Annotated in this window: 10 protein-coding genes; 9 read left to right on the plus strand and 1 reads right to left on the minus strand. The window is 71.0% G+C overall.

Features of this window, described 5'->3' with window-relative positions:
* Positions 1-1,990: glycosyltransferase family 2 protein (locus tag TR46_RS24555; RefSeq protein ID WP_152626658.1), on the minus strand; the 1,990-nt coding region annotated here is incomplete at its 3' end.
* A gap of 788 nt (positions 1,991-2,778) precedes the next feature.
* Between TR46_RS24555 and rhaI the strand changes: the two genes are divergently transcribed.
* The 9 genes from rhaI (at position 2,779) to TR46_RS24600 (ending at position 14,507) form a co-directional block, all read left to right on the plus strand.
* Positions 2,779-3,945 (plus strand): L-rhamnose isomerase, encoded by a 1,167-nt coding sequence (gene rhaI, locus TR46_RS24560; RefSeq protein ID WP_042405008.1) that lies wholly within the window; start codon positions 2,779-2,781, stop codon positions 3,943-3,945.
* A gap of 62 nt (positions 3,946-4,007) precedes the next feature.
* Complete coding sequence (locus tag TR46_RS24565) at positions 4,008-6,047, plus strand: bifunctional rhamnulose-1-phosphate aldolase/short-chain dehydrogenase (protein ID WP_042405009.1); 2,040 nt, start codon at positions 4,008-4,010, stop codon at positions 6,045-6,047.
* A gap of 71 nt (positions 6,048-6,118) precedes the next feature.
* Positions 6,119-7,633, plus strand: coding sequence for a rhamnulokinase (locus TR46_RS24570; protein WP_042405124.1), 1,515 nt, complete (start codon positions 6,119-6,121; stop codon positions 7,631-7,633).
* Between the two features lie 30 nt (positions 7,634-7,663).
* Positions 7,664-8,455, plus strand: a complete 792-nt coding sequence (locus tag TR46_RS24575; RefSeq protein WP_042405011.1) for a (Fe-S)-binding protein — start codon at positions 7,664-7,666, stop codon at positions 8,453-8,455.
* Positions 8,452-9,888 carry a LutB/LldF family L-lactate oxidation iron-sulfur protein gene (locus TR46_RS24580; RefSeq protein WP_042405013.1) on the plus strand — a complete coding sequence of 479 codons (1,437 nt, stop codon included), beginning with the start codon at positions 8,452-8,454 and terminating at the stop codon, positions 9,886-9,888. Before TR46_RS24575 ends, TR46_RS24580 begins: the two co-directional genes overlap by 4 nt.
* The gene (locus TR46_RS24585) at positions 9,885-10,526 is read left to right on the plus strand and encodes a LutC/YkgG family protein (protein WP_042405016.1); all 642 of its coding nucleotides are present in this window, start codon (positions 9,885-9,887) and stop codon (positions 10,524-10,526) included. Before TR46_RS24580 ends, TR46_RS24585 begins: the two co-directional genes overlap by 4 nt.
* A 348-nt stretch (positions 10,527-10,874) precedes the next feature.
* A complete protein-coding gene (locus TR46_RS24590) occupies positions 10,875-12,395 on the plus strand; it encodes a sugar ABC transporter ATP-binding protein (RefSeq protein WP_042405018.1) in 1,521 nt (506 codons plus the stop codon).
* The gene (locus TR46_RS24595; protein WP_042405020.1) at positions 12,392-13,435 is read left to right on the plus strand and encodes an ABC transporter permease; all 1,044 of its coding nucleotides are present in this window, start codon (positions 12,392-12,394) and stop codon (positions 13,433-13,435) included. Before TR46_RS24590 ends, TR46_RS24595 begins: the two co-directional genes overlap by 4 nt.
* Positions 13,428-14,507 carry an ABC transporter permease gene (locus TR46_RS24600; RefSeq protein WP_084718892.1) on the plus strand — a complete coding sequence of 360 codons (1,080 nt, stop codon included), beginning with the start codon at positions 13,428-13,430 and terminating at the stop codon, positions 14,505-14,507. Before TR46_RS24595 ends, TR46_RS24600 begins: the two co-directional genes overlap by 8 nt.
* Positions 14,508-14,590: the final 83 nt, after the last annotated feature.

The following is a 14,590-nucleotide window of genomic DNA, read 5'->3' on the forward strand; positions in this document are numbered from 1 at the left end:
CCTTGACGAGCATCGCCCGATCCTCGGGCCGGGTCGGTTCGCCGTCCTTGGCCTGGGTGAACTGCACCGCTGACAGGCCGTCAGCGGTCGGGTCGAGGACGATCGGGACGACACTGCCGTCCGCGTAGACCATGTCACCGGACCAGGAGTCCTTGCTCCGAAGCCGGGCGCTGGGCCGGTTCCGGCCGTGCTCCAGCCGTACCCGCTTCAGCTCGGCCGGATCGATCCGAACGGTGAAGGGGATCCGGTCACCGGCGGCCTCGCCGAGTTCCACGACGTGGTCGAGGACGTCGGAGCTGCCGTCCTCGGTGTGCTCCAGGGCGAGGACGACACCCTCCGACAGGATGGGCTCGGGGCGCAGCGAGCCGCTCAGCTCGATCAGGCCGTCGACGGCCCTGGCCGCGGAGACCTTGGCCTTGACGGTCTCCACGCGCAGGCTGAGGTGCTGGTCGGTCATCTCGGGGACGAGCCGCACGTCCTGGTCCACCCAGATCGGGGTGGGGACCTGGCCGGAGCCGGTCGTACCCTGCTTGATCCGGGTCCGCCGGGGCCGGCCGGCGCCGAACTGCGCCAGAGTGACGTCCCAGCTGCCGTCCTTCCACTCGCCGCGCTTCTTCAGGCGGTCCGGGTTGACCGCCACCGACCAGCCGGACCAGTCGGCGTGGCGGAACGGCAGGTTGGGGTTGTGCGCGGTCACATCGGGGCGGCGCACGGTGCGGGTTGGCAGCACCAGGGTGCGCTTGCCCTTCCTGCGGCGCAGCATCAGCGCGCGGACCGAGTCGTAGCGCTGCTCGGCGCCGAGGTTCTTCTGGAAGGCGTAGCCCTCCAGCTTGAGCTCGCCGTCCCGCCAGGTGACCGCGTCCAGGGTGGCGTGCAGGCCGACGGCGGCGACCAGCGACGCCACCGAATCGTCCAGCGGGGGACTGTCCTTGAGCACGGGGTAGGCCGCCTTGGGCCGCAGCGTGCCCCGGGTCGGGATGGCCCGCGGGTACTCCTTCTCGAACTCCAGGATCGCCAGCAGGTCGGCCATCCGGCGCTTGGCCGTCAGCCAGTACTTGATCCGCAGCCCCTCGGGGAGCTTGTGCAGCAGGGCGGGGTCGATGTCGTCGATGACCAGGCCGACGTGGTCCAGGAAGGCGGCGTGGTAGTCCTCGCCGGCCCTCGGCAGCGACCGGAAGAACATCTCCAGTTCCTCGATCAGGACATTGTGGTCGTAGGCGCGCAGATGGGCGTCGAACCGCGGATCGGACCCGGCCCTGGCCTTGAGGAATGCGCGGACCATGCCGATCGAGGCCAGCCGGTCGATCAGGCCCTTGGGGTCGGTGCTGTTCTGGGTGATCGACTTGGAGCCGACCTCGCGCATCCGCCACAGGTAGATCGGCTCCGACAGGGCGTCGACACGCTTGGCCAGGTAGTGCAGCGGGATGCTCACCGGGGCGTCCTCGTACAGGATGCCGGGGTACTGCATGGCGTGCTCGTCCCAGAAGCTGCGCCGGTAGACCTTGTTCCAGGCGGTGCGGTCGGTGACCAGCGCCGGGTGCTCGCTGATGTGGGTGCCGATCCTGGTCTTCCAGAACGGCGCCTGGTGCACCCAGGACGGGTTCGTTCCCACGGCGCGGAAGCGGTGCACATTGCCGGCCACGAAGTCCGACCCGGACTGCTCCAGGGTCTCGATCATCAGCTGGTACGCCGTGGGCGGAACGATGTCGTCGCTGTCCACGAAGGCCAGGAACTCGCCGTCCGGGTGCATCTCGGCGGTGCCGGTGTTGCGGGCCGGGCCGAGGCCCTTGTTCTCCTGCTGGACCAGCCGGAACCGGGGGTCCCGCTGTGCGAACGCCTCGGCGATCACGGCGCTGGAGTCCGTGGAACCGTCGTCGACCATGACGACCTCGAAGCGTTCGAAAGTCTGCGCGGCGAGGGATGCCAGGCACTCCTCGAGGTACAGCTCGACGTTGTAGATCGGGACGACCACGGAGAGGCGGGGAGCCATGAGGGGCGGCGGGCCTTTCTGGGACAAAAGGGACTCGTTCGCGCTGGCGCGGCCACAGGACACGACACCCAAGGCCGGGTCGGGCGCCCCTGCGCGAACGGGGCGATGGGTGCTCTGTCTACAAGCTAGTAGACGGTCAGCTGAACGCCTTGCAAGCCAGGCAAGAACTATGACTGAGGCTAGTTTGAAACCGCGCTCAACACGGTTAGCGCCAAGGCAACATCGGCCCAACAATCGCCGACCTGGACATGGCTCGGAGCATACCCAGAGGTTTCACAGAGATTTCCAAGGTTGTGCCCACCCGTTCAGCGAGTGAACCGACGGGCTGCCGGCTGATCCTGGATCATGGCACTGGCCTGGGCTTTTTCCGTTCCGTGGGAGGGGGTCGGAGATTGCGACGGCAGGTCGGGGGTGCACAGAAGAGGCGGGGGCGTGGCTCGCTTCCGTGTCGAACCTGTGAGCCGGGATCGGCGGCGGTGCATCAGCGGCTCGTTCCGGGTCGCCGGAGGCAGGTAAACCCAAGCGTGCGATCCACACGGTTCTCTGAACGGTCGTCCCGGGCGCGGGCCTCGCGCTGAGGCCCCCGCGGCGCACGCCACGACCCCCGGCCACCACCAAGGCCTGCGCGAACGCGACTGCCCGTGCGATTGCTTGAATCGTTTTCTGCAGCCGTGTCGACGGCCTGCGTCGGACCGCTGCCGCAGCCGTCTTCCTCTCTTGACGGGCAGAACGGGCCGGGTTAGATTGCCCCTGCGTGAAACGATTCATTAAAGATGACAGGGAACCCCATGACGGATCTGTCCGCAGTCAAGGCGGCGCTGAAGGCACAGGAGATCGAGACTCCCTCCTGGGGCTACGGCAACTCGGGTACGCGCTTCAAGGTGTTCGCGCAGCAGGGCGTACCCCGGGACCCGTTCGAGAAGCTCGACGACGCCGCCCAGGTGCACGCCGCGACCGGGGTGGCGCCGAGGGTCTCGCTGCACATCCCGTGGGACGCGGTCGAGGACTACGCCGCGCTGGCCGCCTTCGCCGGGAGCCGGGGGCTGCAGCTGGGGGCGGTCAACTCCAACACCTTCCAGGACGACGACTTCAAGCTGGGCAGCGTGACCCATGCCGATCCGAAGGTGCGCCGCAAGGCGGTGGACCACCTGTTGCAGTGCGTGGACATCATGGACGCCACCGGGTCGCGGGATTTGAAGCTGTGGTTCGCGGACGGCACCAACTACCCGGGCCAGGACGACATCACCGGCCGTCAGGACCGATTGGCCGAGGCGCTGGCGGAGGTGTACGCCCGGCTGGGCGACGAGCAGCGGATGGTGCTGGAGTACAAGCTGTTCGAGCCCGCGTTCTACACCACCGACGTGCCGGACTGGGGCACGTCCTACGCGCACTGCCTGAAGCTGGGGCCCAAGGCCAAGGTGGTGGTGGACACCGGGCACCATGCGCCGGGCACCAACATCGAGTTCATCGTGGCGTTCCTGCTGCGCGAGGGCCGGCTGGGCGCGTTCGACTTCAACTCCCGTTTCTACGCCGACGACGACCTGATGGTGGGTTCGGCCGATCCGTTCCAGCTGTTCCGGATCCTGCACGAGGTGGCCAAGAACGGCGGCTTCGCCCCGGAGAAGCAGGTGGCGTTCATGCTGGACCAGTGCCACAACATCGAGGGCAAGATCCCGGCGGTGATCCGCTCGGTGATGAACGTCCAGGAGGCCACCGCCAAGGCACTGCTGGTCGACCTGGACGCGCTGGCCGCCGCCCAGCAGGCCGGTGACGTGCTGGGGGCCAACGCGGTGCTGATGGACGCCTACAACACCGACGTCCGCCCGCTGCTGCACGAGGTCCGCGAGGAGCAGGGGCTGAACCCCGACCCGCTGGCCGCCTACCGCGCCTCGGGCTGGCAGGAGCGCATCGTCGCCGAACGCGTCGGCGGCCACCAGGCCGGCTGGGGCGCGTAGCGGGCCCCCGAGCCGCTCTCAGGATTTCTCCCCACCACGTCTTTCGACCGAGGACACCCACCATGCCGCTCCACCCCGAAGTCGCCGCGCTGCTGGCGCGCTCCAACCGTCTGGGCGCCGATGCGCGCAACACCAACTACGCCGGCGGCAACACCTCCGCCAAGGGCACCACCACCGACCCGGCCACCGGCGCCGAGGTCGAACTGCTGTGGGTCAAGGGCTCGGGCGGTGACCTGGGCACGCTGACCGAGTCCGGGCTGGCGGCGCTGCGGGTGGACCGGCTGCGATCCCTGGTCGACGTGTATCCGGGAGTGGAGCGCGAGGACGAGATGGTCGCCGCGTTCGACTACTGCCTGCACGGCCGCGGGGGCGCCGCGCCCTCCATCGACACCGCCATGCACGGCCTGGTCGACGCCGCCCACGTGGACCACCTGCACCCCGACTCCGGTATCGCCCTGGCCTGCGCCGCCGACGGCGAGAAGCTCACCGCCGAATGCTTCGGCGACACCGTGGCCTGGGTGCCCTGGCGGCGTCCCGGCTTCCAGCTGGGTCTGGACATCGCGGCGATCAAGCGTGACAACCCGCAGGCCGTCGGCTGCGTCCTGGGCGGCCACGGCATCACCGCCTGGGGCGACACCAGCGAGCAGGCCGAGGCCAACTCGCTGCGCATCATCCGCACCGCCGAGGCCTTCCTGGCCGAGCGCGGCAGGGCCGAGCCCTTCGGCCCGGTGCTGGACGGCTTCGCCGCGCTGCCCGAGGCCCCGCGCCGGGACCGGGCCGCCGCGCTGGCACCGCTGATCCGCGGACTGGCCTCCACCGACCGCCCGCAGGTGGGCCACTTCGACGACAGCGACGCCGTGCTGGACTTCCTGGCCCGCGCCGAGCACCCCAGGCTGGCGGAGCTGGGCACCTCCTGCCCGGACCACTTTCTGCGCACCAAGGTCCGCCCGCTGGTCCTGGACCTGCCCGCCACCGCGTCCCTGGAGGAGGCGAAGGCCAGGCTGGCGGAACTGCACGAGGACTACCGCACCGAGTACCAGGCCTACTACGACCGCCACGCCACCGCCGACTCCCCGGCGATCCGCGGCGCCGACCCGGCGATCGTGCTGGTGCCGGGGGTGGGCATGTTCTCCTTCGGCAAGGACAAGCAGACCGCACGGGTGGCCGGCGAGTTCTACCTGAACGCGATCAACGTGATGCGCGGCGCCGAAGCCGTCTCCTCCTACGCCCCGATCGAGGAGTCGGAGAAGTTCCGCATCGAGTACTGGGCCCTGGAGGAGGCCAAGCTCCAGCGGATGCCCAGGCCCAAGCCGCTGGCCACCCGGGTCGCGCTGGTCACCGGCGCGGGCTCCGGCATCGGCAAGGCCATCGCACACCGCCTGGTCGCCGAGGGCGCCTGCGTGGTGGTCGCCGACCTGAACACCGACAACGCCGCCGCCGTCGCCGAGGAACTGGGCGGCCCGGACAAGGCCGTCGCGGTCACCGTCGACGTGACCAGCGAGGAGCAGATCGCCGAGGCGTTCAAGGACGCGGTGCTGGCCTTCGGCGGGGTGGATCTGGTGGTCAACAACGCCGGGATCTCCATCTCCAAGCCGCTGCTGGAGACCACCGCCCGGGACTGGGACCTGCAGCACGACATCATGGCCCGCGGCTCCTTCCTGGTCTCCCGCGAGGCCGCCCGCACCATGGTCGAACAGGCATTGGGCGGCGACATCGTCTACATCGCATCCAAGAACGCGGTCTTCGCCGGCCCCAACAACATCGCCTACTCGGCCACCAAGGCCGACCAGGCCCACCAGGTCCGGCTGCTGGCCGCCGAACTGGGTGAGCACGGGATCAGGGTCAACGGGGTCAACCCGGACGGGGTCGTGCGCGGTTCGGGGATCTTCGCGGCAGGCTGGGGCGCCCAGCGCGCGGCCACCTACGGCATCGCCGAGGACAAGCTCGGCGAGTTCTACGCCCAGCGCACCATCCTCAAGCGCGAAGTCCTGCCCGAACACGTCGCAGCCGCGGTGTTCGCACTGACCGGCGGCGACCTCACCCACACCACCGGCCTGCACATCCCCGTCGACGCCGGCGTCGCCGCCGCCTTCCTGCGCTGACCCCGGCCCCGTCCGCCCCGAACTCTCCCCACCAGGTTGCTCGTGTGCCCCCACATTCGGAACTGAAGCCCCTGCCCCCGCCCGCCGCAACGCCGGCCACAAACCCGGCCGCAACGCCGGCCGCAACCCAGGCCGTCTTCGCGGCGGCCGACCTCGGCGCCACCAGCGGCCGCGTCGTCCTCGGCCGGGTCGGGCCCGGCCGGCTCGACCTGACGGAGGTGCACCGCTTCGCCAACACCCCGGTGCGGCTTCCCCAGGGTCTGCACTGGGACATCCTGGCGCTCCATCAGGGAGTGCTCGAAGGGCTGCGCGAGGCGGCCAGGTCAGGCCAGGTCGCCTCGATCGGGGTGGACAGCTGGGCGGTGGACTACGGGCTGCTCGACGCCACCGGGAGGCTGCTGGGCAACCCGTACCACTACCGGGACGGGCGGACGGACGCCGTCGCCGACCAGGTCCGCGGGAAGATCGGGGCGGCCGAGCTCTACCGGGCCAACGGACTCCAGCACCTGCCCTTCAACACCCTCTACCAGCTGGCCGCCGAGGCCGGCAGCCCGCAGTTCCTGGCGGCACGTCAGCTGCTGCTGATCCCGGACCTGCTGACGTACTGGCTGACCGGGCAGGTCGGCGCGGAGGCCACCAATGCCTCCACCACCGGCCTGCTCGACGCCGGTACGGGGGCCTGGTCGGGTCCGCTCGCCGAGGCGGTGGGTGTCAACCCGGGGCTGCTGCCGCCGCTGCGCCGTCCCGGCGACAGCTGCGGGACCCTGCTGGCTGCACCGGCCGAATCGACCGGGCTGCCGCGAGGCACCGAGGTGACGGCGGTGGCCTCCCACGACACCGCGTCAGCAGTCGTGGCGGTGCCCGCCGACCGTCCGGACTTCGGCTACATCTCCTGCGGGACCTGGTCGCTGGCCGGACTGGAACTGGGCGCACCGGTGCTCAGCGAGGCCTCGCGGAGCGCGAACTTCACCAATGAGCTCGGCATCGACGACACCATCCGCTACCTGCGCAACATCATGGGCCTGTGGCTGCTCAGCGAGTCCCAGCGCACCTGGCGGGCCCAGGGCAGGCCGTGTGATCTGTCCTTCCTGCTCGCGCAGGCCGCGAAGGCGAAGCCCTTTGCCGCGGTCATCGACCCCGACGCCCCGGAGTTCCTGGCCCCCGGCGACATTCCGGCCCGGATCGCCGGCTACTGCGAGCGCACCGGGCAGCGCCCGCCGACCGACCAGGGCTCGCTGGTGCGCACCGTTCTGGAGGGCCTGGCACTGGCCCACGCCCGGACGCTGCGCCAGGCAGCCGAGTTGTCGGGACGCGGGATCGAGGTGATCCATCTGGTGGGCGGCGGCAGCCGGAACGAGCTGCTGTGCCAGTTCACGGCCGACGCCTCCGGCCTTCCGGTGGTGGCCGGTCCCACCGAGGCCACCGCCCTGGGTAATGTTCTGGTCCAAGCGCGCGCCCACGGCCTGGTCCACGACCGGGCCGGAATGCGCCGCCTGGTCGCCGACACCCAGCCCCTGACCCGCTACACCCCGAGTGGCGACCGATCCGCCTGGACCGCGGCAGCGGCCCGTATCGGCTTGGTCTGAACGTCCACTGAACGATCGCAAGGAGCCGCGATGCGTGTCGCACTCTTCCCGACCTGCGTCAACGACGCGATCCATCCGCGCACCGGCCAGGCCGTGGTGGTGCTGCTGGAGCGGCTGGGTGTGGAGGTCGACTTCCCCGCCGCGCAGACCTGCTGCGGCCAGCCGCAGTTCAACACCGGCTACCGGCGGGCGACCGAGCCGTTGGTGCGGCGGATGGCCGAGGCCTTCGAGGGCTACGACCACGTGGTCAGCCCCTCGGGCTCCTGCACGGCCATGGTCCGCGACAACTACCCGCGGATCGGCGCCAAGGCCCGGGCCGAGGGACGCGGTGCCGGTCTGGCCCGGGCGGCGGAGTCGCTGGTGCCCCGGGTGCTGGAGCTGACCGAATTCCTGGTGGACGTACTGGGGGTGACCGATGTGGGGGCCTACTACCCGCACAAGGTCTCCTACCACCCGTCCTGCCACGGCCTGCGGATGCTGGGGCTGGGGGACCGGCCGCGCCGCTTGCTGGAGGCGGTCGAGGGCCTGGAACTGGTCGACCTTCCGGGGGCGGAGGAGTGCTGCGGCTTCGGCGGCACCTTCGCCGTCAAGAACCCGGACGTGTCGGCCGCGATGGGCGCCGACAAGGTGAACAACGCGCTGGCCAGCGGGGCGGAGGTGCTGTGCGGGGCGGACAACTCCTGCCTGCTGCACATCGGCGGCACCCTGCGCCGGGCCCAGGCGCCGATGCGTGCCGTGCACCTGGCCGAGATCCTGGCCTGCACCACGGCCGACCCCACCGGCGCCACCTGGGCGGCCCCCAAGACAGGGAGCAGCGTATGAGCGACACCTATCTCGGCATGCCCTCCTTCCCCGAGGCTGCCAGGGAATCGACCAAGGACACCCGGCTGCGGGCCAATCTGACCCATGCCACCCACACCATCCGCGACAAGCGGGCCAAGGCGGTGGCCGAGCTCGACGACTGGGCCCGGCTGCGCGAGGCGGGCAAGCGGATCAAGGATGAGACGCTGCGTCATCTGGACGAGCACCTGATCCGCCTGGAGCAGCAGGTGGTCGCGGCCGGCGGCACGGTGCACTGGGCGGCCGACGCCGCCGAGGCCAACCGCATCGTCGCCGACCTGGTCAAGGCCATCGGCGGCGCGGACCCGGACAAGCGCGAGGTGGTCAAGGTCAAGTCGATGGCCACCCAGGAGATCGGCCTGAACGAGGCGCTGGAGGCGGAGGGCATCGCCGCCTACGAGACCGACCTGGCCGAGCTGATCGTCCAGTTGGGCGACGACCGGCCCTCGCACATCCTGGTCCCGGCCATCCACCGCAACCGCGGTGAGGTCCGCGAGATCTTCGCCGAGAAGATGGGGGAGTGGGGCCGTCCGGCCCCGGAGAACCTGACCGACCGTCCGGCCGACCTGGCCGAGGCGGCGCGGCTGCATCTGCGGGAGAAGTTCCTGCGCGCCAAGGTCGGTGTCTCCGGAGCCAACTTCATGGTGGCCGAGACCGGCACGCTGGTGGTGGTCGAGTCCGAGGGCAACGGCCGGATGTGCCTGACCCTGCCCGAGACCCTGATCTCGGTGGTCGGCATCGAGAAGGTGGTGCCGACCTGGCGGGACCTGGAGGTGTTCCTGCAACTGCTGCCGCGCTCCTCGACCGCCGAGCGGATGAACCCCTACACCTCCACCTGGACCGGCACCACGGACGGCGACGGACCCAAGGAGTTCCATCTGGTGCTGCTGGACAACGGCCGCACCGCCACCCTGGCGGACGAGGTCGGCCGCCAGGCCCTGCGCTGCATCCGCTGCTCGGCCTGCCTGAACGTCTGCCCGGTCTACGAGCGCGCCGGCGGCCACGCCTACGGCAGCGTCTACCCGGGGCCCATCGGCGCCATCCTCACCCCCCAGCTGCGCGGCACCGCCAGCGCCGTCGACGCCTCGCTCCCCTTCGCGTCCACGCTGTGCGGGGCCTGCTACGAGGTCTGCCCGGTGGCCATCGACATCCCCGAGGTCCTGGTCCACCTGCGCGAGCAGGTCGCCGAGGAAGGCGTGGGCCACCGCGCCGAGCGGGCCGCGATCGGGGCCGCGACCTGGCTGCTGGACCACCCGGCCGCCCTGGGCGCGGCCGAACGCGTGGCCGCCAAGACCCGAAAGCTGCACCCCAAACGGCTGCCCGTCGGACCGGCCAAGGCCTGGACCGACAGCCGCGACCTGCCCGAATTCCCGGCAGAACCGTTCCGCGACTGGTGGAAGAAGAACCGCCGATGACCGCGCCCACGACCTCCGCCCGCGATCGGATCCTGGCCCGCATCCGGGCCGCGGTCGCCGACGCCCCCGAACCGCCACCGGTGCTCCGCGACTACCGCGACAGCCACCACCCGGCCGACCCGGCCCGCCTCCTGGACCTGCTGGCCGAGAACCTGGCCGACTACCGGGCCCTGGTCCACCGCTGCACCGAGGCCGAACTGCCGGCCCTGATCGGCCGGATCCTCGCCGAACGCGGCTCGCACACCCTCCTGGTCCCGGACGGCGTCCCCGAGCCGTGGCTGACCGACGCCCGGGTGGACCTGGTGCGGGACGACCCGCCGCTGGCACCCGACCGCCTCGACGCTGTGGACAGCGTGCTGACCGGCTGCGCCCTGGCGATCGCGGAGACCGGCACCATCGTGCTGGACGCCGGACCGGGCCAGGGCCGCCGCGCGCTCACCCTGGTCCCGGACCACCACCTGTGCGTGATCCGTGCCGCCGACCAGGTCGTCGCCTCCGTCCCGCACGCCATGCCGCGACTGGACCCGGCACGTCCGCAGACCTGGATCTCCGGTCCCTCGGCCACCAGCGACATCGAACTCGACCGCGTCGAAGGCGTCCACGGCCCGCGCACCCTGGAGGTCGTGCTCGTCGAATGAGCCCCCGTGCCTGAGCCGCGGCAGTACAGCGCCCGCCTCCCGGCCGCCACCGCCCCCCGTTCCGCTCGGGGGGCGGTGGCGGCTTTCAACGTTTCAATGGGACTGCGCAACCGACGGCGGTGACGTTATTGAATCGTGTCAATCCGGGAATGCTGCCCCGCCGACACGCATCTGCGCAGGTCGGAGTCGGTCTGCCGATCCAGGTGAACCGCTCCGAGCAGCAATCTGGCTGAATCGGGACATCGAGCATCCCTTGACGCGCCCACAGCCCGAAGCTAACTTCACGGCAACTCCTTTGAAACATTTCACAGCCCGGTCGCAGTAGCCCGGAGAGCCAGGAGACCTTCCATGACCCACCCCGCACCGGACCAGGTCCCGGTCCTCGCGCTCGAGGGGGTGAGCAAGTCCTTCGGCGCCGTCCGAGCCCTCCGCGGGGTCTCCCTGCAGCTGTTCGCAGGCGAGGCGCACGCACTGGCGGGCGAGAACGGCGCCGGCAAGTCCACCCTGATCAAGGCGCTGGCCGGAGTGCACCGGCCGGACGAGGGCACCGTGCTGCTGGACGGCGAGCCCGTCGTCTTCCACGGCCCCGCCGACGCCCGGGACGCGGGTGTGGCCGTCATCTACCAGGAGCCGACGCTCTTCCCGGACCTGTCGGTGGCCGAGAACATCTTCATGGGCCGTCAGCCGCGCCGCTCGCTCGGCCGGGTGGACCACCGGTCGGTCCGCGCCGCCGCCGCCGAGCTGTTCCGGCGGCTGGGCGTGGACCTGGACCCGGACCAGCCGGCCCGCGGTCTGTCCATCGCCGACCAGCAGCTGGTCGAGATCGCCAAGGCGCTGTCCTTCGACGCCCGGGTGCTGATCATGGACGAGCCGACCGCCGCGCTGACCGGCAGCGAGGTGGCCCGGCTGTTCGGCGTGGTCCGCTCGCTGCGCGAGGAGGGCGCCGCGGTGCTGTTCATCTCGCACCGGCTGGAGGAGGTCTTCGCACTCTGCCAGCGGGTCACCACCCTGCGGGACGGCGCCTGGATCGCCAGCGAGCCGGTCGAGGGCCTCGGCGAGGACGACCTGATCCGCCGGATGGTCGGCCGCGATCTGGACGAGCTCTACCCCAAGCTCCCCGCCGAGGTCGGCGCGGTCGCGCTCAGCGTTCGCCGGCTGACCCGGGAGGGCGTCTTCACCGATGTCTCCTTCGAGGTGCGCAGCGGGGAGATCGTCGGACTGGCCGGCCTGGTCGGCGCCGGACGCAGCGAGGTGGCCCGGGCCGTGTTCGGCGTGGACCGCTGGGACGGCGGCGAGGTCCAGGTCGGCGGCAAGCCGCTGAAGCCCGGCGCCCCCAGCCTGGCCATGGCCGCCGGGCTCGCCCTGGTCCCCGAGGACCGCAGGGCCCAGGGGCTGGTGATGGGCATGTCCATCGAACGGAACATCAACCTCACCGGACTGCGGGCCACTTCCCGCGCCGGGGTGATGAACCGCGGCGGCGAGCGCAGCCGTGCGGTCGACTGGGCGGTCCGGCTCCAGGTGAAGTACGCCCGGCTGGCGGACCTGGTCGGCACTTTGTCCGGCGGCAACCAGCAGAAGGTGGTGCTGGCCAAGTGGCTGGCCACCTCCCCGAGCGTGCTGATCGTGGACGAGCCCACGCGCGGCATCGACGTCGGCACCAAGGCCGAGGTGCACCGGCTGCTCTCGCAGCTCGCCGGCGAGGGCGTCGCGGTGCTGATGATCTCCTCCGACCTGCCGGAGATCCTCGGCATGGCCGACCGGGTGCTGGTCATGCACGAGGGCCGGATCGCCGCCGAGATCCCCAGGGCCGAAGCCACCGAGCAGTCGGTGATGGCGGCGGCCACCGGCGTCACCGGGAGGGCGGCATGACGACCACCGCGGAACCCGTGCGGGTCGCGGTCCCCCCGAGCGGGGGACTGCTGGACCGGGTGCTGAAGATGCGTGAGCTCGCCATCCTGGCCGTCCTGGTCCTGATGCTGGCGGCCACCCAGATCGACAACAGCGCCTTCCTGTCCCAGCAGGGCATCAAGGACCTGCTGCTGAACGCGACCATCCTGGTGCTGGTCGCGGTCGGCGAGGCGATGGTAGTGATCACCCGCAATGTCGACCTGTCGGTCGGCTCGGTGCTGGGCATCACCGCCTTCGCGGCCGGCGACTTCCTCCAGGGCGGCGGCAACCCGCTGCTGGCGGTGGTGCTGGCGGTCGCCCTGGGTGCGGCCTTCGGCGCGCTCAACGGCCTGCTGGTGAGCATCGGTCAGGTCCCGGCCCTGGTGGTCACCCTGGGCACGCTCTACATCATCCGCGGCGTCGACTCCATCTGGGTCGGCTCCCGGGAGATCACCGCGAGTGTGCTGCCCTCCGGTTTCGTCGACTTCGGCCACAACGGGCTCTCCGCCCTGCCCTACCTGGCGGTGCTGGCCGCCGTGGTCCTGGTCGCGGTCGCCTACTTCCTGCGCAACTACCGCAGCGGCCGCGAGTTCTACGCCCTGGGCTCCAGCCCGGAGGCGGCCGGACTGGCCGGGGTGCCGGTCCGCAAGCGGATCCTGGCGGCCTACATCGCCTGCGGCGCCCTGGCCGGACTCGCCGGCGCGCTCTACCTGGCCCGCTTCGGCAACGTCGACTCCGGCACCGGCAGCGGCTACGAGCTCACCGTGGTGAGCGCCGTGGTGGTCGGCGGCGTCGCCTTCACCGGGGGATCCGGCAGCGTCTACGGGGTCGCCCTCGGCGCCCTGCTGCTGACCTCCATCAACAGCGTCCTGCCCTCGATCGGCGTCAGCTCGGTCTGGGTCCAGGCCATCGACGGAATCCTGCTGCTCCTCGCCATCGCGGTGGACCGGGTCCTGGCCCTGCGGGTCACCGGGGTGCTGCGCAAGAGGGCGGCAGAGACAAGGAGCGCCCGCCATGGCTGACACCGACATCGGCACCGGGACCGACAGCGCCACACCCTTCACCGCCCGACCGCGGTCCTTCCGGATCGGCGACGCGGTCCGCTGGGACACCGTCGTCGGGGCGCTGCTGCTGGTCCTGCTGGTGTGCTCGTTCTCCTTCGTGGACAACTTCGGCAACGCCCTCAACCTGTCCTTCCTGATCGGCAACACCCTGCCGATCGCCCTGATCGCCCTGCCGATGACGCTGCTGGTGGTCTCCGGCGAGATCGACCTGTCGGTCGGATCGACCGCGGGACTGTCCGGGGCGGTGATGGGCGCGCTGTGGAACGCCGGCTACCCGATCGAGACGATCATCCCGATCTGCCTGCTGCTGGGCGTCGTCTGCGGGCTGGTCAACGGCCTGCTGGTGACCCGGCTGGGACTGCCCTCACTGGCCGTCACCATCGGCACCCTGGCCGCCTACCGGGGCATCGCCCAGATTGTGCTGGGGGCCAACTCGGTCACCGACTTCCCGCAGCAGTACCTGGACTTCGGCTCCGGGCGGATCGCCGGGACCTTCATCCCCTATGCCGCGATCCCCTGGGCGGTGCTGCTACTGGTGGCCGCGGTGGTGCTGCACGCCACCCCGGTCGGACGCTCGCTGTTCGCGGTGGGCGCCTCCGAGGAGGCCGCGCGCTTCAGCGGAGTGCGGGTCAAGCGGCTGAAGCTGTCCATGTTCGTCGCCACCGGCTTCATCTCCTCGCTGACCGGCGTGTTCTGGGTACTGCACTACGCCAGCGCCCGCTACGACAACGCCACCGGCCTGGAACTGTCCGTGGTCGCCGCGGTGCTGCTCGGCGGGATCGACTTCGACGGCGGCAAGGGGACCCTGGGCGGCGCGGTCGCCGGGGTGTTCCTGCTCGGTGCGCTGCAGAACGTGATGAGCCTGGTCAATGTCTCGGCCCAGTCCCAGATCGTGGTCACCGGCGTGCTGCTGGTGATATCGGTCCTCGGTCCGCGGGTCGCCCGGCAGCTGTCCGTCGCCCACGCCCGCAGACGCACCCTCACCGCATCGGCGCCGGTGCCGGTCGCGACTCCGGCCGGGCACACCTGAGCCGTCCCCTCCCTCCCTCCATCTGCTCCCTCCCTACGCATGCCACCCCCATCCGCAGGCTCCAGCCTGCCCCTGTGCTGCCC

Source organism: Streptacidiphilus carbonis (assembly GCF_000787775.1).
Classification (GTDB): domain Bacteria; phylum Actinomycetota; class Actinomycetes; order Streptomycetales; family Streptomycetaceae; genus Streptacidiphilus; species Streptacidiphilus carbonis.

Excerpts from the sequence above, each read along its gene's own strand:
- TR46_RS24580 (WP_042405013.1), top strand. The coding sequence starts at position 8,452 with ATGAGCGACACCTATCTCGGCATGCCCTCCTTCCCCGAGGCTGCCAGG.
- TR46_RS24590 (WP_042405018.1), top strand. The coding sequence starts at position 10,875 with ATGACCCACCCCGCACCGGACCAGGTCCCGGTCCTCGCGCTCGAGGGG.
- rhaI (WP_042405008.1), top strand. The coding sequence starts at position 2,779 with ATGACGGATCTGTCCGCAGTCAAGGCGGCGCTGAAGGCACAGGAGATC.
- TR46_RS24565 (WP_042405009.1), top strand. The coding sequence starts at position 4,008 with ATGCCGCTCCACCCCGAAGTCGCCGCGCTGCTGGCGCGCTCCAACCGT.
- TR46_RS24585 (WP_042405016.1), top strand. The coding sequence starts at position 9,885 with ATGACCGCGCCCACGACCTCCGCCCGCGATCGGATCCTGGCCCGCATC.
- TR46_RS24575 (WP_042405011.1), top strand. The coding sequence starts at position 7,664 with ATGCGTGTCGCACTCTTCCCGACCTGCGTCAACGACGCGATCCATCCG.
- TR46_RS24600 (WP_084718892.1), top strand. The coding sequence starts at position 13,428 with ATGGCTGACACCGACATCGGCACCGGGACCGACAGCGCCACACCCTTC.
- TR46_RS24595 (WP_042405020.1), top strand. The coding sequence starts at position 12,392 with ATGACGACCACCGCGGAACCCGTGCGGGTCGCGGTCCCCCCGAGCGGG.